General features: G+C 45.8%; 20 protein-coding genes and 1 pseudogene. 14 read left to right on the top strand and 7 right to left on the bottom strand.

All coding sequences use genetic code 11. The features are described 5' to 3' along the window. Nucleotides 1-2: 2 nt before the first annotated feature. The 4 genes from MU515_RS08645 (at nucleotide 3) to cysE (ending at nucleotide 3,120) form a co-directional block, all read left to right on the top strand. Nucleotides 3-437, top strand: coding sequence for a rhodanese-like domain-containing protein (locus tag MU515_RS08645; protein WP_260260019.1), 435 nt, complete (start codon nucleotides 3-5; stop codon nucleotides 435-437). A 145-nt stretch (nucleotides 438-582) separates the two neighbouring features. Beyond that, nucleotides 583-1,053: a protein-export chaperone SecB gene (gene secB / locus MU515_RS08640; RefSeq protein ID WP_260260018.1), complete on the top strand. Its 471-nt coding sequence runs from the start codon at nucleotides 583-585 to the stop codon at nucleotides 1,051-1,053. Between the two features lie 183 nt (nucleotides 1,054-1,236). Further along, entirely contained in the window at nucleotides 1,237-2,271 is a 1,035-nt protein-coding gene (gene gpsA / locus MU515_RS08635) for an NAD(P)H-dependent glycerol-3-phosphate dehydrogenase (protein ID WP_260260017.1), read from the top strand. Between the two features lie 27 nt (nucleotides 2,272-2,298). Next, the gene (gene cysE, locus MU515_RS08630) at nucleotides 2,299-3,120 is read left to right on the top strand and encodes a serine O-acetyltransferase (RefSeq protein ID WP_260260015.1); all 822 of its coding nucleotides are present in this window, start codon (nucleotides 2,299-2,301) and stop codon (nucleotides 3,118-3,120) included. 102 nt (nucleotides 3,121-3,222) lie between these two features. On the opposite strand, the gene MU515_RS08625 is transcribed toward cysE, so the two are convergent. The 3 genes from MU515_RS08625 to argE all read right to left on the bottom strand — a co-directional run bounded on the left by MU515_RS08625 (nucleotide 3,223) and on the right by argE (nucleotide 8,271). Beyond that, nucleotides 3,223-3,762 carry a PadR family transcriptional regulator gene (locus MU515_RS08625; RefSeq protein WP_260260014.1) on the bottom strand — a complete coding sequence of 180 codons (540 nt, stop codon included), beginning with the start codon at nucleotides 3,760-3,762 and terminating at the stop codon, nucleotides 3,223-3,225. Nucleotides 3,763-4,208: 446 nt separating this feature from the next. Further along, nucleotides 4,209-6,842, bottom strand: coding sequence for a phosphoenolpyruvate carboxylase (gene ppc, locus MU515_RS08620; RefSeq protein ID WP_260260013.1), 2,634 nt, complete (start codon nucleotides 6,840-6,842; stop codon nucleotides 4,209-4,211). 286 nt (nucleotides 6,843-7,128) lie between these two features. Next, a complete protein-coding gene (argE, locus tag MU515_RS08615) occupies nucleotides 7,129-8,271 on the bottom strand; it encodes an acetylornithine deacetylase (protein WP_260260012.1) in 1,143 nt (380 codons plus the stop codon). A 152-nt stretch (nucleotides 8,272-8,423) separates the two neighbouring features. Between argE and argC the strand changes: the two genes are divergently transcribed. From argC to argH, 4 genes and pseudogenes are all read left to right on the top strand, one after another. Beyond that, entirely contained in the window at nucleotides 8,424-9,425 is a 1,002-nt protein-coding gene (argC, locus tag MU515_RS08610) for an N-acetyl-gamma-glutamyl-phosphate reductase (RefSeq protein ID WP_260260011.1), read from the top strand. A 22-nt stretch (nucleotides 9,426-9,447) separates the two neighbouring features. Then, on the top strand, nucleotides 9,448-10,239 hold the full coding sequence (gene argB, locus MU515_RS08605; protein WP_260260010.1) for an acetylglutamate kinase: 792 nt from the start codon (nucleotides 9,448-9,450) through the stop codon (nucleotides 10,237-10,239). 67 nt (nucleotides 10,240-10,306) lie between these two features. Beyond that, entirely contained in the window at nucleotides 10,307-11,524 is a 1,218-nt protein-coding gene (locus MU515_RS08600) for an argininosuccinate synthase (RefSeq protein ID WP_260260009.1), read from the top strand. Nucleotides 11,525-11,627: 103 nt separating this feature from the next. After that, a pseudogene (gene argH, locus MU515_RS08595) lies at nucleotides 11,628-13,004 on the top strand (argininosuccinate lyase); the annotation flags it as partial. 223 nt (nucleotides 13,005-13,227) lie between these two features. Here argH and MU515_RS08590 read toward each other — a convergent pair. Then, nucleotides 13,228-13,479 (bottom strand): DUF3624 domain-containing protein, encoded by a 252-nt coding sequence (locus MU515_RS08590; protein ID WP_260260008.1) that lies wholly within the window; start codon nucleotides 13,477-13,479, stop codon nucleotides 13,228-13,230. An 85-nt stretch (nucleotides 13,480-13,564) separates the two neighbouring features. Between MU515_RS08590 and MU515_RS08585 the strand changes: the two genes are divergently transcribed. Further along, complete coding sequence (locus tag MU515_RS08585; RefSeq protein ID WP_053396533.1) at nucleotides 13,565-13,912, top strand: RidA family protein; 348 nt, start codon at nucleotides 13,565-13,567, stop codon at nucleotides 13,910-13,912. Nucleotides 13,913-13,965: 53 nt separating this feature from the next. Here MU515_RS08585 and MU515_RS08580 read toward each other — a convergent pair whose 3' ends face one another. Continuing rightward, nucleotides 13,966-15,438 (bottom strand): dihydrolipoyl dehydrogenase, encoded by a 1,473-nt coding sequence (locus MU515_RS08580; protein WP_260260007.1) that lies wholly within the window; start codon nucleotides 15,436-15,438, stop codon nucleotides 13,966-13,968. A gap of 146 nt (nucleotides 15,439-15,584) precedes the next feature. Next, nucleotides 15,585-16,313 carry a redoxin family protein gene (locus tag MU515_RS08575; RefSeq protein ID WP_260260006.1) on the bottom strand — a complete coding sequence of 243 codons (729 nt, stop codon included), beginning with the start codon at nucleotides 16,311-16,313 and terminating at the stop codon, nucleotides 15,585-15,587. Nucleotides 16,314-16,478: 165 nt separating this feature from the next. Here MU515_RS08575 and oxyR point away from each other — a divergent pair, with 165 nt between their 5' ends. Then, a complete protein-coding gene (gene oxyR, locus MU515_RS08570; RefSeq protein WP_260260005.1) occupies nucleotides 16,479-17,366 on the top strand; it encodes a DNA-binding transcriptional regulator OxyR in 888 nt (295 codons plus the stop codon). Between the two features lie 73 nt (nucleotides 17,367-17,439). Here the strand turns inward: oxyR and MU515_RS08565 are convergent, their stop codons facing one another. Beyond that, complete coding sequence (locus tag MU515_RS08565; RefSeq protein ID WP_260260004.1) at nucleotides 17,440-19,968, bottom strand: penicillin-binding protein 1A; 2,529 nt, start codon at nucleotides 19,966-19,968, stop codon at nucleotides 17,440-17,442. A 62-nt stretch (nucleotides 19,969-20,030) separates the two neighbouring features. Between MU515_RS08565 and pilM the strand changes: the two genes are divergently transcribed. The 4 genes from pilM to MU515_RS08545 are packed head-to-tail and all read left to right on the top strand — an operon-like array spanning nucleotide 20,031 to nucleotide 22,766. Beyond that, nucleotides 20,031-21,107 carry a type IV pilus assembly protein PilM gene (gene pilM / locus MU515_RS08560; RefSeq protein ID WP_349775423.1) on the top strand — a complete coding sequence of 359 codons (1,077 nt, stop codon included), beginning with the start codon at nucleotides 20,031-20,033 and terminating at the stop codon, nucleotides 21,105-21,107. Continuing rightward, nucleotides 21,097-21,675: a PilN domain-containing protein gene (locus MU515_RS08555; protein WP_260260003.1), complete on the top strand. Its 579-nt coding sequence runs from the start codon at nucleotides 21,097-21,099 to the stop codon at nucleotides 21,673-21,675. The genes pilM and MU515_RS08555 overlap by 11 nt, the downstream gene beginning before the upstream one ends. Next, a complete protein-coding gene (locus MU515_RS08550) occupies nucleotides 21,668-22,258 on the top strand; it encodes a type IV pilus inner membrane component PilO (RefSeq protein WP_260260002.1) in 591 nt (196 codons plus the stop codon). The genes MU515_RS08555 and MU515_RS08550 overlap by 8 nt, the downstream gene beginning before the upstream one ends. Next, complete coding sequence (locus MU515_RS08545; protein WP_260260001.1) at nucleotides 22,248-22,766, top strand: pilus assembly protein PilP; 519 nt, start codon at nucleotides 22,248-22,250, stop codon at nucleotides 22,764-22,766. The genes MU515_RS08550 and MU515_RS08545 overlap by 11 nt, the downstream gene beginning before the upstream one ends. Nucleotides 22,767-22,772: the final 6 nt, after the last annotated feature.

The following is a 22,772-nucleotide window of genomic DNA, read 5'->3' as shown; positions in this document are numbered from 1 at the left end:
ATATGCAAGAATACATCGCGTTTTTCCAAGAGAATATGATTATGTCAGTGGTATGGGTTGGCCTAGTTGTCGCTCTTATCATGAATATCGTAAAAACATCGACTGCCGCTTATAAAGAAATTACCGCGTCGGAAACCACAGCACTGATTAACCGTGAAAATGGCGTCGTGGTGGATATTCGCTCTAAAGATGAGTACAAAAAAGGTCATATTACTGAAGCAGTTCACATTTTGCCGTCAGAAATCAAATCAGGCAGCTTTGGTAGCCTTGAAAACCGTAAATCTGACCCAATCATTGTGGTATGCAAAACTGGTCAAACAGCGCAAGAAAGCGCTAACTTACTTGCTAAAGCTGGCTTTGAGAAAGTAAGTGTATTGAAGAACGGTTTGACAGCTTGGAGTGAAGCTAACCTTCCGCTTGTGCGCGGCAAGAAGTAATCATTCGAGCAAGTTGATTAATTACCCAACGATTGATGAAGAGAGATGTGAAGATAGCCACGCTTTTCATGGCTTAAATAGTTATTGAATCATCTCTCGGTTAGTCTCAAGCAGACTTTGATTTTAAGGAATAAAGGATTCAAAAATGGCTGAAGCAGCACCGCAACAAGAAGCGCAAAATTTCGCAATTCAACGTGTTTTTCTAAAAGACGTATCTTTTGAAGCGCCGAACTCACCAGACATGTTCCAAAAAGAGTGGAACCCAGATGTTAAACTGGATCTAGACACTCAAAGCCGTGAACTAGGTGAAGGTGTTTACGAAGTAGTTCTACGTCTTACTGTGACAGTGAAGAACGCAGAAGACACAGCTTTCCTATGTGAAGTTCAACAAGGCGGTATCTTTACTGCTGAGAAGATGGAAGCAGGCCAACTGGCTCACTGCCTAGGAGCATTCTGCCCGAACATCCTATTCCCTTACGCTCGTGAAACTATCTCAAGCCTAGTGGTTAAAGGTACGTTCCCACAACTTAACCTTGCTCCAGTAAACTTTGATGCGCTGTTCATGAACTACCTACAGCAGCAAGCTCAGCAAGGTGAAGGCCAAGCGGAAGCATAATTAACGCCTGACTGCGTTATAATTTTAAGAATGCACAAGGCACGCGACACGCATGCGTTGTGCATTTTTTGTTTTAAGCTGTTAAATAACCATTTATATCTAAGTCGCTTTTATCTGGCTAAGCGGTGTTAGGCTGCTTAGATATAAACAATCAAAAATGACAACATGAAAATAGGCGGAACAATGACAGATACAAACGTAACCAATGCCTACGGTAAAGAGATTGCAATGACAGTAATTGGCGCGGGCTCATACGGTACCTCGCTAGCAATTTCTTTAGCTCGTAATGGTGCAAACGTGGTGATCTGGGGTCATGAGCCAGAGCATATGGCTAAGTTAGAGGCTGATCGTGCTAACCATGAGTTTTTACCAGGAATTGATTTTCCTGAGTCTTTGATTGTTGAATCCGATCTCGAAAAAGCCGTTTCTGCGTGTCGCGATCTTTTGGTGGTGGTACCAAGCCATGTGTTTGGCATTGTATTAAATAGTATTAAGCCGCACCTGCGTGAAGATACGCGTATCTGCTGGGCAACCAAAGGTCTTGAGCCAGAAACAGGCCGTCTGTTAAAAGAAGTCGCGCACGATATTATTGGTGAAGGTTATTCACTGGCTGTGCTTTCAGGTCCAACGTTCGCAAAAGAGCTAGCGATGGGCATGCCAACGGCTATCTCAGTGGCATCACCTGATGCAGCGTTTGTTGCAGACCTACAAGAGAAAATCCACTGTAGTAAAACATTCCGCGTTTACGCCAACAGTGACTTTACTGGCATGCAGCTAGGTGGCGCAGTGAAGAACGTGATTGCTATCGGCGCTGGTATGTCAGATGGTATTGGTTTTGGTGCTAATGCCCGTACCGCATTGATTACTCGTGGCCTTGCTGAAATGTGCCGTTTGGGCGCAGCACTAGGTGCACAAACTGAAACCTTCATGGGTATGGCAGGGCTAGGTGACTTAGTCTTAACTTGTACTGACAACCAGTCTCGTAACCGCCGCTTTGGTTTGGCTCTAGGTCAAGGTAAAGATGTTGATACCGCACAAGATGAAATTGGCCAAGTGGTAGAGGGTTACCGCAACACCAAAGAGGTATGGATGCTTGCTCAGCGCATGGGTGTAGAAATGCCAATAGTTGACCAAATCTATCAAGTATTGTATCAAGGTAAAGACGCGCGAGAAGCTGCAAAGGATTTGCTTGCGCGAGATAAGAAAGCAGAAGCTTAACCAGCGTAAAGGACCCAAGGGTTTTCAATGAAACATTGTGAAAAAAAACAAGTTTGGCAGGCCATTGTTCAGGAGGCACGGCAGCTATCTGAACAAGAACCGATGCTCGCCAGTTTCTATCATGCCACCATTATTAAGCATGATAGTCTCTGTTCAGCTTTGAGCTATATTCTTGCCAATAAGCTTAACACGGTATCCATGCCTGCAATGGCAGTGCGTGAAGTGGTTGAAGAAGCCTTCGCGGCTGACCCTAATATCATTGAAGCGGCAGCTTGTGATATTTGCGCGACCGTAAACCGTGACCCTGCGGTTGCAATGTACTCGATGCCTTTACTCTATTTGAAGGGCTATCATGCACTGCAAGGCTATCGAGTGGCTAACTGGCTTTGGAAGCAAGGCCGAGTCGCGCTAGCTACCTATCTACAGAATCAGATTTCAGTTTCTTGTCAGGTGGATATTCACCCTGCGGCGCGAATTGGCCGTGGCATCATGCTCGATCACGCGACAGGTATTGTGATTGGTGAAACGGCAGTTGTGGAAAACGATGTGTCGATTCTGCAAGACGTTACCTTAGGTGGTACGGGTAAAGAGTGCGGTGACCGTCACCCGAAAATTCGCGAAGGCGTTATGATCGGTGCTGGTGCTAAGATTCTTGGTAATATTGAAGTGGGTGAAGGGGCGAAGATCGCATCTTGTTCTGTCGTGCTTCAACCGGTTCCAGCACATACCACCGCTGCGGGGGTTCCGGCAAAAATAGTTGGCCGACCTAAAACCGATAAGCCATCTTTGGATATGGACCAGCAGTTTAATGGTAAGTCGCAAAGCTTTATGGATGGCGACGGCATATAACCCGTAAGATAGTTTTAGAGAGTCAGCACCAGCTGGCTCTTTTTGTCTCTGCGGCTTGCAATAAAAAGGCTGTCGAAGTGACAGCCTTTAAAAGAGTAATGTTTAAGCTAGAGCTTCTAGCTCAGCCAATACTTCATCAGCCCACTGAATCCACGCTTGGCGTAGTAGTAGGTTACGGCGAAGTGTTAGGCGCTCTAGGCGTTGCTGCTTATCTAACATTGCGATGTTAGCGTAGTAAGCGGCTTCTATCTCTTGGTAGTGCGCGACTAATTTACGAGACTCTTCTACCAACTCAGCTAATTGTGCCTTGTATGGTGCTGAAGGTTGTACTGAGCAAGCCATCAGTTTTGCTGAGAACTCGTCACGAACAGTTGGGTGCGCGGTAGGTTGATCGAACCATTCACCAAGGGCTACACGACCTGCATCGGTAATTGAATATACTTTACGGTCTGGTTTGCCTTCTTGAGGTTCTAGGACGCAAGTAACAAGCTCGTTCTGCGCCATTTTGTTTAGCTCACGATACACCTGCTGGTGGCTCGCTTTCCAAAAGTAACCGATAGTAGCGGAAAATTCTTTGGTGATGTCGTATCCAGTTGCATCGCGTGTGCTAAGAACTGTGAGGATTACGTGTGGTAATGACATGTCTTCAATCCAAATGGTCAATAAACTTCAATATCTACTGCTAACAACAAACTGTGCTTCTTGAGGCACTTATTGTTAAACCGTTGCTTGCAGCGCCAACAAATGTTGGCCATGTCACCTTAAAAGCCGTTCTTCACCTAGGTCGACAATTTCTTGTCTAGGTTTGCGATATGTATTTTTATTTGAGAATCGCAAAGGAGCGATATTATATCTAAATAATAAGCATAAAGTGGAATAGATGGACAGAATTGCCCAAAAAACTGACAATTATCTCAATAAAATATTCAGTCGGAATTAAATTCTAAAGTTGTGGTTTTTATTGTCTGTATGTTGGGTTTTTATATGGTAAATGTAAGCTTGGTAGGAGTGTGTAATATTTGAGCGTTGTGAAATAGGTCAAATATAGCAAGGCCACTCATATTGAGTTGCCTTGCTATTTGGAGCGATTAACCAGTGTTACGCATACCTGCTGCAATACCTGCAATGGTCACCATCAGCGCTTCTTCTAACTCAACTGAAGGGTGCTCAATTTGGCGGGTACGGTAAAGTAGTTCAGCTTGAAGCATGTTCAATGGCTCTACATAGATGTTACGTAGGCGAATTGACTCAAGACCCCATGGGTCACTTTGCATCAAGTTCTCGTTGTTTTCGACGTTAAGAACCGCTTTGATATCTTTCTGCAATTGTTCACGTAGACGATCGCCTAGCGGTAACAATTCAGGATCAGCCAGACGTTGATCGTAGTAGCGAGAGATTTCGATATTACACTTCGAGTAAACCATCTCAAGCATACCTAAGCGGGTTGAGAAGAATGGCCACTCACGACACATCTCTTCTAACAGCGCTTGGTGGCCTTTATCGATCGAGTATTGAATCGCTTCACCTGCACCTAGCCAAGCTGGCAGTACCAGGCGGTTTTGACTCCATGAGAAGATCCAAGGAATCGCGCGTAAGCTCTCAACGCCACCGTTAGGGTTACGTTTCGCAGGGCGAGAACCTAGAGGTAGTTTACCTAGCTCTAGCTCTGGAGTTGCTTGGCGGAAGTAAGGGACGAAATCAGGCTCACCACGAACGACACTGCGGTAAGATTCACAGCTAACTTGAGACAACACATCCATGAGGTCGCGCCACTCTTGTTTTGGCTCTGGTGGTGGTAGAAGGTTCGCTTCTAGAATCGCGCTTGCGTACATGTTGAAGCTGTTTACTGCCACTTCAGGTAGACCAAGCTTAAAGCGAATCATCTCGCCTTGCTCAGTGACACGTAGACCGCCTTTTAAGCTCTTCGGTGGCTGAGAAAGCAGCGCTGCATGTGCTGGCGCACCGCCACGACCAATCGTACCGCCGCGGCCGTGGAATAGGGTCAGTTCTACACCTTCTTCTTCGGCTACTTTAACCAAGGCATCCATTGCATCGTACTGTGCCCAGCCTGCTGCCATAACGCCAGCATCTTTTGCAGAGTCAGAGTAGCCAATCATCACCATTTGATGGTTTTGAATAAAGCCGCGGTATAGGTCGATGCCCATTAGCTGTTTAATGACTGCTTCTGCGTTGTTTAAATCATCCAGTGTTTCGAACAGTGGACAAACATCAAGACGGTAAGGGCAGCCTGCTTCTTGAAGCAGTAGGTGTACTGCGAGTACATCAGAAGCTGTGCGCGCCATTGAAATAACGTAAGCACCGAATGCGCCACGTGGTTGAGCTGCGATGATCTTGCAAGTATCTAGAACTTCTTTAACAGGCTCTGATGGTTGCCAATCAAGTGGAATCAGCGGACGCTTTGAGCTGAGTTCTTGTGTTAAGAACGCAACTTTGTCTTGCTCGCTCCATTGGTCGTAATCACCCATGCCTAAGTAGCGAGTCAGCTCAGATAGCACATCTGAATGACGGGTACTTTCTTGGCGGATATCTAAACGAACAAGATGAACACCGAACGCTTTAACGCGACGTAGCGTATCAAGCAGTGAACCGTCAGCAATCACGCCCATGCCACACTCATGTAGCGATTGGTAACAAGCGTACAGCGGTTCCCACAGCTGATCTGCATGCTGCAAAGGTGCTTTTACTGCCAGTTTTTGGCCATTCACCTTGGCATCAAGAATGTCTTTCGTTTCGTTAAGTAGATTACGAAGCTGTTTAAGTACCGCACGGTAAGGTTCGTGCTCGTTTTCACCAGCCAGTGCACGCACGGCATCGTTACACTTGGTCATCGACAACTCGCTAACAAGCTCATTGATGTCGCCAAGGTAGAGATCGGCGGCTTTCCAGCGAGAAAGCAGTAGCACTTCACGAGTTACGGTATGAGTAACAAATGGGTTGCCGTCGCGGTCACCACCCATCCAAGATGAGAAATGAACAGGGCGGGCATCGATTGGAAGGCCTTCACCTAGGTAAGAGTCTAGGCGCTCATCCAATTCACGTAGGAAGTCAGGAACGGCTTCCCAAAGAGAATTTTCAACAACCGCATAGCCCCATTTCGCTTCATCAAGCGGGGTCGGACGTTGTTGGCGAATGGTATCTGAATGCCAGCTTTGGGCGATAAGCTGTTCTAAGCGGCGCTCGGTTTTTTGGCGCTCTTTGACTGATAGGTCGCTCAGTTCAAGCTTTGATAGACACTCGTTGATTTTGACCAACTTGTTGATCATGGTGCGACGAGTAATTTCAGTTGGGTGTGCAGTGAGAACGAGTTCGATATTTAGATCGCGAACAGCTTGTGCGGTATCTAGCTTGCTGATTTCGTTCTGGCTTAGCTTAGAGAAAAGAGAGTTGATCGCATCCGGTTCACACACGTGCGCATCGCAGTGGCGCGAGATAGTGTGGTATTGCTCAGCCATATTGGTTAGGTTGAGGAACTGGTTAAATGCGTGAGCGACTGGAGTCAGTTGCTCATTAGGCAGGTTTTTAATCTCTTCAATCAGATTATCGCGATCTGCTTGGTTGCCTGCACGAGCGGATTTGGAAAGTTTACGAATGGTCTCTACTTTTTCAAGGATTGCCTCTCCATGAGCGTCCTTGATGGTATTGCCGAGCAAATGACCTAACATGCTTACATTGCTACGCAGCGCAGAGTATTTCTCGTTCATTATCATCCTGCCTTGTAAAAAAATTACATCCATTGTTCCTTGTTAGGTAGACAATCTAGCTAAAAAAGTCGCTCCGAGTCAAATACCGTAGGTTAAGTTTGCAAAAATTGTGCAAGTGGATGTAACCACTCCCAATTGCATAACTTTGCCCAAATTACTGAAAATTTATTACAGAAAATGTGGTTTTTACTTGGTTGGCGAAGACTTTAGCGCGGTTTGTACACAATCCCCATACGGCTTTAGTCGCAAGAGGCCGAGTAAGTCGGCCTCTTGTGGGATGAATGCATTAAGATGCGAAACAGTATTCGCGCATCGCTTTAGAAAGAATATTTATCGTTGGGTCAATAAATTCGAATGCGAGAAATTCATCCGGTTGATGAGCTTGCTCGATTGAACCCGGGCCAAGTACTAAAGTAGGGCAAAGCTGTTGAAGGAAAGGAGCTTCGGTACAGTAGTTGACGGTTTCAGATGGTGTCTGACAGATATGCTCCATACTGCCAATAAATGGATGGTCGTGTTGGCACTCGTAGCCAGGAATAGGCTCATGTAGAGGTGTGATCGCAATTCTATCTGGCCATTTAGCTTGCACTTCTTTAAGCGCATCTCGTAATAAATTATCTAGGCCATCAAGACTAATGCCCGGCAAAGGACGCACATCGTAGTGTAATTCACAACAGCCACAAATGCGGTTAGCGCTGTCACCGCCATGAATATGACCAAGGTTTAATGTTGGGCTAGGGATAGCAAATCCAGGGTGGTGATACTCTTTTATGAGTCGGTCACGTAGCTGCATTAAAGCAAACAGCACTTCATGCATAATCTCGATAGCATTTACCCCCAGAGCTGGGTCAGAAGAGTGGCCAGATCGACCTGTCACGCGCACAGCATTCGCCACATGGCCTTTATGGCCACGAATCGGTACCAAACTTGTTGGCTCGCCAATAATGCAGTAGTCAGGCTTAAATGGCGCATTTTCAGTGAAATGACGCGCGCCCAACATAGTGGTTTCTTCATCGCAAGTGGCGAGCACATACAATGGCTTAGTCTGTTTGCTCCAATCGACGTTCTTTACCGCTTCAATAACAAAAGCGAAAAAGCCTTTCATATCCGCCGTACCCAAACCATAAAAACGGTTATTCGATTCAGTAAGAGCATGGGGCTCAAAATTCCAACGTCCCTCATCGAAGGGAACGGTATCACTGTGGCCTGCCAATAATAGTCCGCCTTCCCCTTCGCCTTTTTTGGCAATTAGGTTGAACTTGCCTTTTTCTACTTCAGTCAGTTCAACCTTAAAGCCGATGTCTTTTAACCAAGTCGCGAGTTTCTCTATCACCGCTTGGTTGCCTTCATCCCAACTTGGATCCGAAGAGCTAATCGATGAGGTCGAAATCAGACCACTGTATATCTCTTTAAAACTAGGTAATTGCATTTTAACTTCGATTTCCCTGTTGACAGATTTTCACTAAGAAGGTAAAAACATATTAAATCATTTTTAATGAATAAAAAATCATTAAAGTATGCATAAAATAGTTTTTTAGTCACTGGTAGGTGACCCTGGTTAAACGATTTGGATGTCTTGAAATGCTGAAAACGACCATCATTGGTGCAACAGGTTATACCGGAGCAGAGCTAGCGCTGATGGTGCATAAACACCCAGAGCTTACGCTAGCAGGTTTGTATGTCTCAGCCAACAGTTTAGATGCAGGGAAAAGCATCTCGTCACTACACGGTAAATTGGCAGGTATTGTTGATGACGCCGTTCAACCTTTAACAGATGTCGCGCTAGTAGCAAAACAGAGTGATGTTGTGTTTCTTGCTACCGCTCATGAAGTAAGCCATGACCTTGCGCCCCAATTCTTAGAACAAGGTTGTCAGGTATTTGATTTATCGGGTGCATTTAGGGTCAAGAAACAAGGTTTTTATCCTGAATTTTATGGTTTCGAGCACCAACATGAACAATGGCTAGATAAAGCGGCTTATGGTTTAGCGGAATGGGCAAATGAAGAAATCAAACAAGCCCAACTTATTGCAGTACCCGGCTGTTACCCAACAGCTTCTCAGTTGGCGATTAAGCCTTTAATTGAAGCTGGGTTAGTTGAAACCAATCAATGGCCCGTGATTAACGCAACTAGTGGCGTTTCAGGCGCAGGTAGAAAAGCAACGCTAACCAATAGCTACTGCGAAGTCAGCCTACAAGCTTATGGCGTGTTTAATCATCGCCATCAGCCAGAGATTGCTAGTCACCTTGGTTGTGATGTGATTTTCACGCCTCATCTAGGCAACTTTAAACGTGGCATTTTGGCTACGATTACCCTAAAGCTCAAAGCGGGTACAACGGCAGAGCAAGTGGCGACAGCAATGAGCAATGCCTATGAAGGCAAAGTTGGGGTACGTCTTCAAGATGGGCTACCACAACTGCAAAACGTTCAGTTCACGCCTTTCTGCGATATTGGCTGGAAGGTACAAGGCGAGCACATTGTGATTGGCTCGGCTATCGACAACTTATTGAAAGGTGCATCGAGTCAAGCGATGCAGTGTTTAAACATCCACTACGGATACCCTGAGTTAACGGCCCTGCTGTAAAGGGCTTTATCAAGGAATGGTAATGACAGATAACAAACAAACTCCATTGGTGATCAAACTGGGCGGTGCGGCTCTGTCTTGTACAGATACGCTAAGTCAGGTTTTTGGTGCAATCGCGAACTACCAAAAACAAGCCCAGCGACGAATTGTGATCGTCCACGGAGGGGGTTATCTAGTGGACGATCTAATGGCAAAGCTAAAACTTGAGACCGTGAAAAAACAAGGTCTACGAGTAACGCCTTACGACCAAATCCCACTGATTGCCGGTGCTCTAGCGGGTACTGCGAATAAACAGCTGCAGGGGCAGGCAATCAAAGATGGTCTTAATGCCGTAGGCATTAGTTTGGCAGATGGCGGCTTATGTCATGTGGAAGAACTCGACCCAGAGTTAGGTGCGGTAGGCAAAGCCACACCGGGAGACTCAACAGTTCTTCAAGCGATACTCGCAACAGGGGCGCTCCCTATCATCAGCTCAATCGGCCTAACTGGAAAAGGTGAGTTGATGAATGTAAACGCAGACCAAGCAGCGGTTGCCGTTGCTGGCGCATTAGACGCTGAGTTGGTGCTGCTATCAGATGTAAGTGGTGTGCTTGATGGCAAAGGTCATTTGATTAAAAGCCTAGACGAGCAGCAAGCCAAGCAACTGATTGATGGTCACGTGATTACTGACGGCATGATCGTAAAAGTAAACGCTGCATTGGAAGCAGCTAACGATCTAGGTCGCCCAATTGAAGTGGCTACATGGCGCTACCCTGAAAAACTTGCCGAGCTATTTGCAGGCAAGAGTATCGGCACACAATTTTTGCCGAAATAAACACAATAGATAAGTAATGAATTGATACCAATGCGCACACAAAGTGCGGGTTGGTCGGAGAATTAAGATGAGCAAAGTACAAGTAAATAAAGTCGTTGTAGCCTATTCAGGTGGCCTAGATACCTCAGTGATCATTCCATGGCTAAAAGAAAACTATGATTGTGAAGTTGTGGCTTTCGTCGCGGATGTTGGTCAAGGTGAAGAAGAGCTAGAAGGCATTGAAGAAAAAGCCAAAGCATCGGGCGCATCAGAGTGTTATGTGGTTGACCTCAAAGAAGAGATGGTAGCGGATTACATCTTCCCGACGCTAAAAACAGGCGCTTACTACGAAGGTAAATACCTGCTAGGTACTTCAATGGCACGTCCGATTATTGCTAAGGCTCAGGTTGAGATTGCGCGTAAGGTGGGTGCAGATGCGTTATGTCATGGCTGTACTGGTAAAGGTAATGACCAAGTTCGTTTTGAAGGTGCATTTGCAGCGCTTGCCCCAGATCTACAAGTAATTGCCCCATGGCGTGAGTGGGACATCGTTAGCCGTGAAGAGTGTCTAGATTACCTTGCTGAGCGTAATATCCCTTGTTCTGCATCACTGACTAAAATCTACTCGCGTGATGCCAACGCATGGCACATTTCGACAGAAGGTGGCGTGCTAGAAAATACGTGGAATGCCCCAAATGAAGATTGCTGGGTTTGGACGGTTGATCCTGAGCAAGCGCCAAACGAAGCAGAGTATGTGTCTCTAAAAGTGGAGAAAGGTGAAATTGTTGCGGTCGATGGTGAGCAAATGACGCCATACAACGCACTGATGTACCTCAACGAGAAAGGCGCGAAACACGGTGTTGGTCGTATCGATATCGTTGAGAACCGTCTGGTAGGTATGAAGTCTCGTGGCTGTTATGAAACTCCAGGGGGTACAATCATGATGGAAGCACTGCGCGCGGTAGAGCAGTTAGTGTTGGATAAGACATCGTTCGAGTTCCGTGAAGAACTTGGTGTAAAAGCATCCCATCTTGTATACGATGGTCGTTGGTTCACGCCACTATGTAAGTCGATTCTTGCCGCGTCAGAAGAGCTAGCTCAAGACGTTAATGGCGAGGTTGTGGTTAAGCTTTACAAAGGCCAAGCAGTGGTTACGCAGAAGCGTTCAGACAACAGCTTGTACTGTGAAGAGTTTGCAACCTTTGGTGAGGATGAAGTGTACGATCAAAGCCATGCTGGTGGCTTTATCCGCCTTTACTCGCTATCAAGCAGAATCAGAGCGCTAAACGAAGCGAAGAAGAAATAATCGTGACCAACTTGCTCAGTTAATCGATTTATCTGAGCACATCAATGACCCTATCAAGTGGATCTGACGACGTCGGATCCCTTTTATTCTCAGGAGAGACGCAATGGCATTATGGGGCGGTAGATTTACCCAAGCGGCAGACACTAGATTTAAAGACTTCAACGACTCACTTCGCTTCGATTATCGTTTGGCGGTGCAAGACATCGTAGGTTCAATTGCATGGTCAAAAGCGCTGCTGTCAGTAAACGTATTGACACAGCAAGAGCAGCAACAACTTGAAACCGCGCTGAACGAGCTGAAAGTTAGCGTTGAGCAAAACCCAAAGCAGATTCTTGCTTCTGACGCAGAAGACATTCACTCATGGGTTGAGCAGCAGCTGATTGAAAAAGTCGGCGACCTAGGTAAAAAACTTCACACAGGTCGTTCGCGTAACGACCAAGTAGCGACAGACCTGAAACTTTGGTGTCGTGAGCAAGGCGAAGTGTTGTTAGGCGCTTTAGAACAGCTACAAAATCAAATGGTCGAAGTAGCCAAAGCACATCAACAAACAGTACTACCGGGTTACACCCACTTACAACGTGCGCAGCCTGTGACGTTTGCTCATTGGTGTTTAGCTTATGTTGAAATGTTTGAGCGTGACCACTCGCGCCTTCAAGATGCGATTAAGCGACTGAATACTTGTCCATTAGGTTCTGGTGCATTAGCTGGTACGGCTTACCCAATGGATCGTGAAGTGATCGCGCAAGATCTTGGCTTTAGCCGTGCAACGCGTAACTCGCTAGATTCTGTGTCTGACCGCGATCATGTGATCGAACTGATGTCGGTTGCATCGCTTTCTATGTTGCACTTATCTCGTTTGGCAGAGGATATGATCTTCTACAACTCAGGTGAAGCAAACTTCTTGGAGCTGGCTGATACCGTAACATCAGGTTCTTCATTGATGCCACAGAAGAAAAACCCAGATGCGCTCGAGTTGATCCGCGGTAAAACTGGCCGCGTTTATGGCTCACTAGCTGGCATGATGATGACAGTGAAAGCGTTGCCATTGGCGTACAACAAAGACATGCAAGAAGACAAAGAAGGTCTGTTTGATGCTTTGGATACGTGGTTCGATTGCTTGATCATGGCGGCGCTGTGTTTCGATGGCATCAAAGTGAATCAAGAGCGTACTTTAGAAGCCGCTCAGCAAGGCTATGCTAACGCAACAGAGCTTGCAGATTACTTGGTAGCGAAAGGTATTCCTTTCCGTGAAGCGCACCATATTGTTGGTGTTGCTGTTGTTGGAGCTATTGAGAAAGGCTGTGCGTTAGAAGAGTTATCAATTGATGAGCTAAAAGCCTTCTCACCTGTGATTGAGCAGGATGTATATGACATTTTGACTATTGATTCTTGCCTAGCGAAGCGTAATGCACTGGGTGGTGTCGCACCTGAGCAAGTCGCTTATGCCGTTGAACAAGCAAAAGGTCGTTTGAACAACCAATAAGTTCAAATGAATGACAAAATAATTTAATGGCTAAGCTGCTGAAAATTAGTGCATTTACCAGAAGATCAAAAAAGATCGAAAAAATTTGGAACTATCTGAGGGAAGGCCGGTCTATTAAAGTACCACTGCTTTTTCTTAGATGAATTCTAAGAAAGCCCTGAAATCGATATTGGTTTCGGGGCTTTTTTCTTTCTAGCGTTCGGGTTTTTGATTGGTGTGTTTAGTCTGGCTTCTCACCGCGCAGAGGAAAGACAATAAATCGCATCCAAAGATGAAGACCCAATAATCCGACGAAGCTTGCCAAGGCCATTAAAAGCGCAATCGACTCGATACTTCTCGGTGTATCGCGAAACAATATCCACCACGCAATTGCTGCAATGATGCTCAATAGAGTTAGTTGCTGTACACAACGCATACAACGGCCAATCTTTTTCCAAAACCAAGTCTGCTTTTCGCAGTTATTGCATGTCATGACCAAGTCTTATTCTGTACCATACTCGGCCCTAGAATATCTGAAATTACACTAACTAAATAGCGTAAAACGGAAGTGATAAATAATGATTGAACGTCAACAAACAAAACAACGTATGAGCCGTATTGTAAAGCATAACGGTGTGATCTATTTGTGTGGTCAAGTGTGTGCCGATGCAACTCAAGGTATCACCGAGCAAACACAAACCATGCTAGATAAAGTTGAAGAGCTGTTGCTTGAAGCGGGTAGTGATAAAGAGCACATGCTTTCAGCGACGATTTATCTAAAAGATATGCAGTATTTCCAAGAGATGAATGCGGTTTGGGATGCTTGGGTACCTGAAGGCCATGCACCTGCGCGAGCGTGTGTGACAGCGGATATGGCGCGAGATGCGCTGCTGGTGGAAATCTCAGTAATTGCTGCTGAGAAATAGAAAAAACGAGCCAAATGGCTCGTTTTTTATTGGTGGATTAATCTGTTTACAGATTAACAACCAGGGCCACAGTCTAAGCAGTGCTTAATCATTTCTGGGCCAAGATGAAGTTTAGCGTTTAAATCGCGTAGTGCAGTGCGCACGCCTTCTTCAATCACTGGATGGTAGAAAGGCATATCTAGCATCTCAGATACCGTCATTTTGTTTTGATGTGCCCAAGCCAATAGGTGAGCTAAATGCTCAGCATTCGGGCCCATCATTTCAGCGCCAAGGAAACGACCAGTGCCTTGTTCGCCATAAACATGTAGCAAGCCTTTGTTACGTAGCATAACGCGTGAGCGGCCTTGGTTTTCAAACGATACTTCACCCGTTGCAAAACAGCCACATTGACCTAAACGTGTTTCAATTTGCTTGCGAGTTTCACCCACCATTGCGATTTGCGGGTCAGAGAATACGGCTGAAATTGACGTGCGGCGCAGGCCTGCTCGAATATCAGGGTAACGACCAGCATTGTCTCCGGCAATTCGACCTTGGTCAGCCGCTTCGTGTAGCAACGGAATTTGGTTGCTTGCGTCACCAGCAATAAAGATATTGCTTACCGATGTTTGCAGTGTGTAGTAATCCGCAGTGGGTACACCACGTTCATCCAGTTCCATTGAGGTGTTTTCAATCGCCAGTTTGTCTACGTTAGGGCGGCGGCCAGTTGCAGCAAGTACGTAGTCGGCATTGAATGTTTCTAGTTCACCATCATGGTTGATGAATTGAATTTCTACCGTTTCTTTTTCGCTGTTGTCTGATGCCGCAACACGCTTCATGCTCTCTACTTTTACATCAGGGTCTAAGTAGAATTCTTCTTGGAAGGCTTTAGTCGCGTAAGCCATGACTGCTGGGTCAGTTAATGGACCCACTTGACCACCAAGACCAAACAGTTTTACTTTAACGCCAAGGCGGTGCAGCGCTTGACCAAGTTCAAGGCCTATCACACCCGGGCCAAACACAGCCACAGATTCAGGTAAATCATCCCAATCAAAAACATCATCGTTGATCACCAAGCGATCGCCTAGCTCGTTCCATACTGCTGGGTAAGCAGGGCGAGAGCCGGTTGCAATCACAATGCGTTGTGCTTTGATTTCAGTATGGTCATCTACGATCAGGGTGTTGTTATCAACAAACTGTGCGTAACCAGTAATCTTATCTTTAGCAGGAATTTCATCCACACCCTCTAGAACAAAGCCAACAAAGCGGTCACGTTCACGCTTCACACGATCCATTACTTCACGGCCGTCGATGCGAATCTCACCTTGTGGGTGAACACCAAAGCCCGGTGCTTTTTCAATTTGATGCACGCTTTCGGCGGCTGCAATCAGTAGCTTAGATGGCATACAACCTACGCGAGCACATGTCGTGCCGTATGGGCCACCTTCAATCATAACTACATTTTCAGAGTGAGCTTTTGCTACGCGGTAGGCGCCAAGGCCTGCTGTGCCGCCACCAATAACGGCTACGTCAACGGTTAATCGTTTCATAATGGTTCTCGCTTTCCCTTTATGTGTCAGGGAATGATGGTATTTCTTTGAATCTTGAGGGGTGATTTCCCAACTCACACAGAGTGGGAGTTGAGAAATCGAGGGTGATAAAGTTGTGCAGTGAGGTGTTAACCCAATGTCAGTTATTAGCCTAGGAAAGCTTCTAGCTCTTCACTACCACCGATGTGTTTACCACCGATGAACACTTGAGGTACTGTTGTGCGGCCAGTGATAGCTCGTAGGCTTACCGTTGTCGCATCTTTACCTAGAATCACTTCTTCGTACTGTAGACCTTTGTCGATTAGGTTCTGTTTCGCTTTCGCACAGAATGGGCAACCAGGTTTAGTAAATACAGTAATTGACTCTTGAGTTTTGTAGTCTGGTGCTACGTGCTTAAGCATAGTGTCAGCATCAGATACTTTGAACGGGTCGCCTGGCTCGTTTGGTTCGATGAACATTTTCTCTACCACGCCGTTTTTAACCAGCATGCTGTAGCGCCATGAACGTTTGCCAAAGCCTAGGTCGTTTTTATCAACCAGCATACCCATGCCATCAGTGAACTCGCCGTTACCATCAGGAATGAATGTGATGTTTTCTGCTTCTTGGTCATCTTTCCAAGCGTTCATTACGAATGTGTCGTTCACAGATACACATAGGATTTCATCAACACCGTGCTCTTTGAATACTGGGAACAGCTCGTTGTAGCGTGGTAGGTGGCTAGATGAACAAGTTGGAGTGAATGCACCTGGTAGGCTAAATACAATCACAGTTTTGTCTTTAAATAGTTCATCAGTTGTTAGGTTTACCCAAGCGTCACCTTGACGAGTTGGGAAAGTAACTTGTGGTACTGCTTGGCCTTCTTTAGATGCAAACATAATGGTTTCCTTTTTAATTTGTTCGTTTAAGAGCTTAGTCTTTTTCGCTGCTCTATTTCGTTTCGTTGAGCCCATTATTAAAAAAATCTTTTGATAGCTCTAATCGTTTGATGCTATGGTTTTGATAGATAAATTCTATTAACTAGAAATAAGCTGGATACAGTCATGAACATTCGTGATTTTGAATACCTGGTTGCCCTTGCTGAGCACAACCACTTTCGTAAAGCGGCAGAAGCTTGCTTTGTCAGCCAACCCACATTAAGTGGCCAAATTCGTAAACTGGAAGATGAGTTAGGAACGGCGTTATTAGAGCGCAGTAGCCGCCGAGTTCTGTTTACTGATGCTGGTTTACAGTTAGTGGAACAAGCGAAAAAAATTCTGAGTGAAGTGAAAACATTTCGCGACATGGCGAGTGATCAAAGTGGAGCAATGACAGGGCCAATGCACATTGGCTTTATCCCTACGGTTGGGCCATACATCTTGCCGAGAATTGTGCCGACGTTGAAAGAGCAGTTCCCAGATCTAGAGTTGTATTTGCATGAAGCGCAGACTCACCAACTGGTGCGCCAGCTTGAGGAAGGCAAACTCGATTGCTTGGTGTTGGCTTCGGTATCAGAAACCGAGCCGTTTAAAGAGATTGAGGTCTATCGTGAGCCATTAAGTGTTGCAGTGCCATGTGATCACGAATGGGCGAAGCTCGATGAACTGGATATGTTAGAACTCAACGGTAAAACGGTACTGGCATTGGGTGATGGCCACTGTTTGCGTGATCAGGCATTAGGTTTTTGCTTTGCCGCAGGTGCAAAAGATGATGAGCGCTTCAAAGCAACCAGCTTAGAAACCTTGAGAAATATGGTGGCTGCTGGTGCGGGCATTACTTTGCTGCCGCAACTTTCTCTGCCTAAAGAGAAGCAAAAGGATGGGGTATGTTACGTGCGTGCTGTTAACCCAGAGCCGACACGTTCGATTGTTGTCGCTTACCGCCCAGGTTCGCCGTTTAAAACGCGCTTTGAACAGCTAGCTGAGACGATTAAGCAGCAATTAGGTTGTTAAGTTCTTAGCTTGATGTATTGAATATAAAAAAGGTTGGCATATGCCAACCTTTGTTTTTATTGAAAGTAGAGCCCTAGAACAGCTCTTCTTCTTCATCCGTAGTGTAAATAGTATCTGTCGTTTCAGCTGATACATATTCTTTCGGCTGATGACCTGCACGGAAGTACTCAAACATGGTCGTGCCATCTGATTTGGTGGTGAGCAAACCAGAGTCACGATCGATACGAATTCGTACGATGCCAGGAGGAATAACTTTCGGCTCTTCAGCATGCAGAGATACTGCTGTGCGCATAAAGTCTACCCATGCTGGTTGCGCAGTTTTCGCACCGGCTTCTGCACCGGTTGTTTGCTTCTTACCTAGGTTGTTGTTGTATGAGGTTCGGCCAAGTTTACGGCTGTGATCATCAAAACCTACCCACGCTACAGCAACCACACCCGGGCCATAACCGTTATACCATGCATCTTTCGAGTCATTGGTTGTACCGGTTTTACCACCAATATCACGGCGTTCAAGTTTTTGCGCGCGCCAACCAGTACCATTCCAGCCTGTACCATCGCGCCAGCTACCACCACCCCAAACGTTGCTGTAAAGCATTTCTCGCACTAAAAACGCAGTTTGCTCTGAGATAACTTGCGGTGCGTATTGAGGCTCTGTGCTGTCCGTTAACGCGACATCCTGTTCATTGAATTCGTTGTCATTTGCTGCTGGCGCAGTTGGAGTTGTTGGGCAGTTCTGCTTACAAATCGCTTTAGGCGCGGCTTGATATTCAAGATCGCCAAATGGGCCAACCACTTTTTCGATGTAGTAAGGCTCTACATAGTAGCCACCATTAGCGAATACCGAATAGCCTTGAGCCATCTTCATTGGTGTTAGGCTACCAGCACCTAGAGCAATGGTTTCAGAACGAGGTACATCATCGATAGCAAAACCAAAACGAGTTAGGTATTCGCGAGTTTCGTCCAAGCCAACTTCACGCAGTACACGCACTGCCATAACGTTTTTCGACTGAGCTAGACCAACGCGGAGGCGGGTAGGGCCAACATAGGTTGGTGGTGAGTTCTTAGGACGCCAAGCCGTACCTTGGCTTTGGTCCCACTGGTTGATTGGTGCATCGTTAATTAGGCTAGCTAGAGTCATGCCTTTGTCGATAGCTGCTGAGTAAACGAATGGTTTAATACCAGAACCAACCTGACGGACAGATTGAGTCGCACGGTTAAATTTGTTGTGGATGAAGTTAAAGCCACCCACCATAGAAAGCACAGCGCCATTTTCTGGATTCATCGCAACAAAAGCTGTGTTGGCATTAGGCACTTGGCTTAAATGCCAGTCATAAACGATATCGCCTTCTTCCTGCTGGCTTTCGACTTCACGAACCCAAACCAACTCACCAACGGCAATGATATCGCTAGCTTTCTTCGGTGCAGCGCCTTGACGCTCATCTGTGCGGAATTTGCGCGCCCATTTCATGCCATTCCAATCTAGCTGTTGTTGGCCAGAGCTTTTAGCGTAGATAGTGGCTGTCTTGCCATCAATCGCGGTAACCACCGCAGGGATAAGTTCACCGTAAGTTGGGTACTGACGAAGCGCCTTTTTAATGTCTTCGGTTGAGAATGGCGTCGCATCTGCTTGCCAAAGTACTTTTTCAGCGCCGCGGTAGCCGTGGCGTTCATCGTAAGCAAGTAGGTTGTTGATTGCGGCATCGTTAGCCGCTTTTTGCAGCTTTGCGTTCACTGTGGTGTAGATGTTCATGCCTGAGGTGTAAGCCTCTTCACCATAGCGTTCTACCATCCACGCGCGTGCTAGCTCTGCCACGTAAGGTGCGCTTAGCTCAATATCTGCGCTGTGATATTTCGAGAGAATGGTCTCGCTTTTTGCTTGCTCGTATTCTGCTTGGGTAATGTACTTTTCATCCAGCATACGTTGTAGCACAACATTACGACGATGAGTCGCACGTTTTAGCGAGTAAATCGGGTTCATGGTGGATGGCGCTTTTGGCATACCCGCCAAAGTCGCAATTTCACTCAAGCTTAGATCTTTAAGATCTTTACCAAAGTAAACACGTGCTGCCGCACCAAAACCGTATGAGCGGTGGCCAAGGAAGATCTTGTTGACGTAAAGCTCCATGATCTCTTGTTTGCTTAATAGCTGCTCGATATGGATCGCGATAAAGATCTCTTTGATTTTACGCATGATCTTCTTCTCATTTGATAAGAAGAAGTTACGTGCCAGCTGCTGTGTGATGGTACTTGCACCTTGCTTAGCTGAACCAGACATGGCTACTACCACTGCCGCGCGGGTAATACCGATTGGGTCGATACCAGGGTGGTCGTAAAAACGGCTGTCTTCTGTCGCGATAAGCGCGTCAATCAAATGTTGCGGAATTTCATCATATTTGACAGGGATGCGGCGCTTCTCACCAAACTGAGAAATAAGCTTTCCATCTTGACTGAAAACCTGCATAGGCGTTTGCAGTTTTACGTCCCGAAGTGTAGCTACATCGGGCAGTTCAGGCTTTACGTATAAGTAGAAACCAAAAATAGTTCCCACTCCAAGAATAATGCAAATTAATGCGAATATGAACAATCGCTTTATGAACTTCACCGGATATTCCCTGATTAATAGAGGCTAACTAGGGGGTATGCCTAGTAACCTTAGCGAATTATATGGAACGCGTTAATGGAGTGTCCTTTTACGGTACAAATGATATTGCGCATTCGAATCCATTTTTGGAGCACTGCAGTATGAGTACATCACTTATTACTGGCATTGATATCGGGCATCACAGCATAAAAGCCATCGTTCTTAAGCCAGCAAAAGGTTCGTTAACCCTCTCGTACTATCGAGAGGTAATGGTCAGTGACGTTATTTTCACAGATAACCATCTTTTAAATTATCAGGAAATTGTAAATAAACTCAAAGAACTAAAAAAGGGGCTACCGTTTTTTAGTCGCAAAGTTGCATTGTCTATTCCTGATAATTCTGTCATTTCCAAGTTAATACAAGTAGATAAGTATTTATCTGCTCAGGAGATGGAGTATGCCATTTTTGAGGCGTTTTCACACCAGTCTCCTTTTGAACTTGATGAATTAAGCATCGATTATAGTTTCACTTCATTGGTGAATTCGGCGGAATCCTTACAGCCCGTTCAAGTTTTTGCCACTAAAAAAGAGGTGGTCGACAACCGAATGGATGTATGTAAAAAGGTCGGCTTAACTCCTTTCTTGCTCGATGTACAAGGGCACAGTTTAGTCCGAGTATGGCAAGCCATCGCGAAAATGCAGCAAAAAAACAATTGGTTGTTGCTTGATGTGGGGCATACCCACTCGACCATGGTTTTTGATTTCCCTAATAAAGCGCCGCTGTGCAGAGAACTGCCAGTTGGCGGTCAATCTCTTCGTGATGAACATGATAATCCACATTCAGTTACTCATGATGCGACCCACCAGTTCATTGCCAGTTTAGTCGATAGAGTGCAGCGTCAGATTCAGCTGCTCGCCTCGGTAGAAAATATCAATTTTGAAGGTATTTGGTTAACCGGCGGTGGTGCGAATACGCCAATGCTTTTAGAGGAGCTTACTCGAAATCTCAATCTTCGTTGTGAGCTGTTTGACCCCTTCAGTTTATTTAACTGGGGAGATAAACGTAATAGCCGTTCACGTTGTCATGGTTACAGCTACACCTTAGCGGCGGGCTTGGCCTTACGGGGATTAGATTGGATGGAGCAAAGCCATGCTTCATAACGTTAACTTATTGCCATGGCGTGAGCAGCAGAGAAAAGCTCACCAACAACGCTTTTTCGGGCTGGTGGTATTAAGTCTGTTAGTCACCTTTTTCATTCAGTGGGGGCTGGGCTTTTTTGTTGATCAACAGAAAATGGCGCAACAGCAAAGGTTAGATTTTCTCAATCGCCACATTGTTGAGCTTGATAAGCAGTTAGTGGAACTCAACCACATTGAAAAAGAACACCAATCGCTAATGACACGCTTAAAGGTGGTTGAAGAGTTGCAAGAACAGCGCAACAAAACAACGCAGTTTATGAACTTAATACCAAAGCTGATACCAGAAGGTGTCTACATCGACAAAATCAAAATGAACGGTCATCAAATTGATATGAGTGGTATCAGTGATACCACATCACGTTTGGCGACCATGCTAGATAGGCTGGAAAATAGTGCCGCCTTAAATGAAGTCGAAATGCACTCCATCATCCATGACAAGCCTCGTTTTGGTCAAAAGTATCAGACATTCAGTGTGTCGTTTTCCTTTAAGCCAATCGCTTCTGATGCCGAGGAGGGAAATCATGGCTAACTATTCTGAACTCGACATTGAGGAAATCGGCCAATGGCCATTGATGGCTCAGCTTACGGTTTTGCTTGTATTGCTAGTGGTGTTACAAGCGGTAGGTTACCTATGGTATGTCGACCCGAAGATGACTCAGTTGGATGATCTTAAACAGAGCGAACAAACCTTAAAAGCAACAGTTAATGTTAAAGCAAGCAAGGTCGCAGCACTACCGCATTTAAAAGCTCAGTTAGGCGATTTATCTGAGCGGTATGATGTCATATCGCGCCAGTTACCCGCGCAGAAAGAGCTAGCGACTATGTTAGCTTCGGTTAACAACCAAGGTTTGAAAAATAACTTAACCTTCACCCGAATTGATTGGGGCGCCAAAGAGAATAAAGAGTTTCTCTATCGTTTGCCGTTGAATATTGAATTGACGGGGAATTACGACGATATCGGTCAATTTACCCAAGCGATAGCGGAGCAACCTCGAATTATTAATTTCTTAGATGTTGGTTGGCACCGAGTGAGTCTAGAAAGTAGCACGCTGCACTTTAGGGTTCGCGCTTATACCTACCAGTTTAAGCCGGAGGTGAAAGATGAAGGGTAATTATTTGCCGTCGCTTCTGATGGGAGTGCTGGCATTGGCTGGTTGTCGAGCTCATCAAGGTTCTCTACCTGAGTTTGTTGCGACCGCGGAGCGGCAAGCGCAGGTGAAGGTTTTGGATCTTAAACCTGCATTAGATTTTAAAACCGGAAAATACAGCGCCCACTATGATCGTAAGCCATTTGCATTACCGCAAGCTGCGCTGGTGTTGAATCAACCCCAAGCGCGAAAAGATTGTTGGCAGCCCATTCAACGCAAAAGGGTAGGGCCATTAGAGACGTTTGATCTCGAAAAATTACGCTTAAAAGGCGTAATGAGTAAGAGCGGAAGCAACTCTGCTTTAGTTCAGACACCTTCAGGAATCGTGGTGAAAGTCGAAGTTGGCCAATTTATCGGCTTAAACAACGGCAAGGTAACCCAAGTTAACGCTGATTACATTCAAGTCAATGAAACACTGCCCGACGGATTAGGTTGTTGGAGTCGACGCAATGTGAAATTAGCCCTCAAATAATCGTCA

The sequence above is a fragment of the Vibrio intestinalis genome (genome assembly GCF_025195085.2).
GTDB lineage: Bacteria > Pseudomonadota > Gammaproteobacteria > Enterobacterales > Vibrionaceae > Vibrio > Vibrio intestinalis.
This window is presented reverse-complemented; position numbering and strand designations above follow the sequence as displayed.

What these genes read in the sequence shown, in the direction of transcription:
- MU515_RS08555 (WP_260260003.1), top strand. Translation starts at nt 21,097, where the DNA reads ATGCTTCATAACGTTAACTTATTGCCATGGCGTGAGCAGCAGAGAAAA.
- gpsA (WP_260260017.1), top strand. Translation starts at nt 1,237, where the DNA reads ATGACAGATACAAACGTAACCAATGCCTACGGTAAAGAGATTGCAATG.
- secB (WP_260260018.1), top strand. Translation starts at nt 583, where the DNA reads ATGGCTGAAGCAGCACCGCAACAAGAAGCGCAAAATTTCGCAATTCAA.
- MU515_RS08645 (WP_260260019.1), top strand. Translation starts at nt 3, where the DNA reads ATGCAAGAATACATCGCGTTTTTCCAAGAGAATATGATTATGTCAGTG.
- pilM (WP_349775423.1), top strand. Translation starts at nt 20,031, where the DNA reads ATGGAACGCGTTAATGGAGTGTCCTTTTACGGTACAAATGATATTGCG.
- oxyR (WP_260260005.1), top strand. Translation starts at nt 16,479, where the DNA reads ATGAACATTCGTGATTTTGAATACCTGGTTGCCCTTGCTGAGCACAAC.
- MU515_RS08550 (WP_260260002.1), top strand. Translation starts at nt 21,668, where the DNA reads ATGGCTAACTATTCTGAACTCGACATTGAGGAAATCGGCCAATGGCCA.
- MU515_RS08575 (WP_260260006.1), bottom strand. Translation starts at nt 16,313, where the DNA reads ATGTTTGCATCTAAAGAAGGCCAAGCAGTACCACAAGTTACTTTCCCA.
- MU515_RS08545 (WP_260260001.1), top strand. Translation starts at nt 22,248, where the DNA reads ATGAAGGGTAATTATTTGCCGTCGCTTCTGATGGGAGTGCTGGCATTG.
- argE (WP_260260012.1), bottom strand. Translation starts at nt 8,271, where the DNA reads ATGCAATTACCTAGTTTTAAAGAGATATACAGTGGTCTGATTTCGACC.
- argB (WP_260260010.1), top strand. Translation starts at nt 9,448, where the DNA reads ATGACAGATAACAAACAAACTCCATTGGTGATCAAACTGGGCGGTGCG.
- cysE (WP_260260015.1), top strand. Translation starts at nt 2,299, where the DNA reads ATGAAACATTGTGAAAAAAAACAAGTTTGGCAGGCCATTGTTCAGGAG.
- ppc (WP_260260013.1), bottom strand. Translation starts at nt 6,842, where the DNA reads ATGAACGAGAAATACTCTGCGCTGCGTAGCAATGTAAGCATGTTAGGT.
- MU515_RS08580 (WP_260260007.1), bottom strand. Translation starts at nt 15,438, where the DNA reads ATGAAACGATTAACCGTTGACGTAGCCGTTATTGGTGGCGGCACAGCA.
- argC (WP_260260011.1), top strand. Translation starts at nt 8,424, where the DNA reads ATGCTGAAAACGACCATCATTGGTGCAACAGGTTATACCGGAGCAGAG.
- MU515_RS08590 (WP_260260008.1), bottom strand. Translation starts at nt 13,479, where the DNA reads ATGACATGCAATAACTGCGAAAAGCAGACTTGGTTTTGGAAAAAGATT.
- MU515_RS08600 (WP_260260009.1), top strand. Translation starts at nt 10,307, where the DNA reads ATGAGCAAAGTACAAGTAAATAAAGTCGTTGTAGCCTATTCAGGTGGC.
- MU515_RS08585 (WP_053396533.1), top strand. Translation starts at nt 13,565, where the DNA reads ATGATTGAACGTCAACAAACAAAACAACGTATGAGCCGTATTGTAAAG.
- MU515_RS08625 (WP_260260014.1), bottom strand. Translation starts at nt 3,762, where the DNA reads ATGTCATTACCACACGTAATCCTCACAGTTCTTAGCACACGCGATGCA.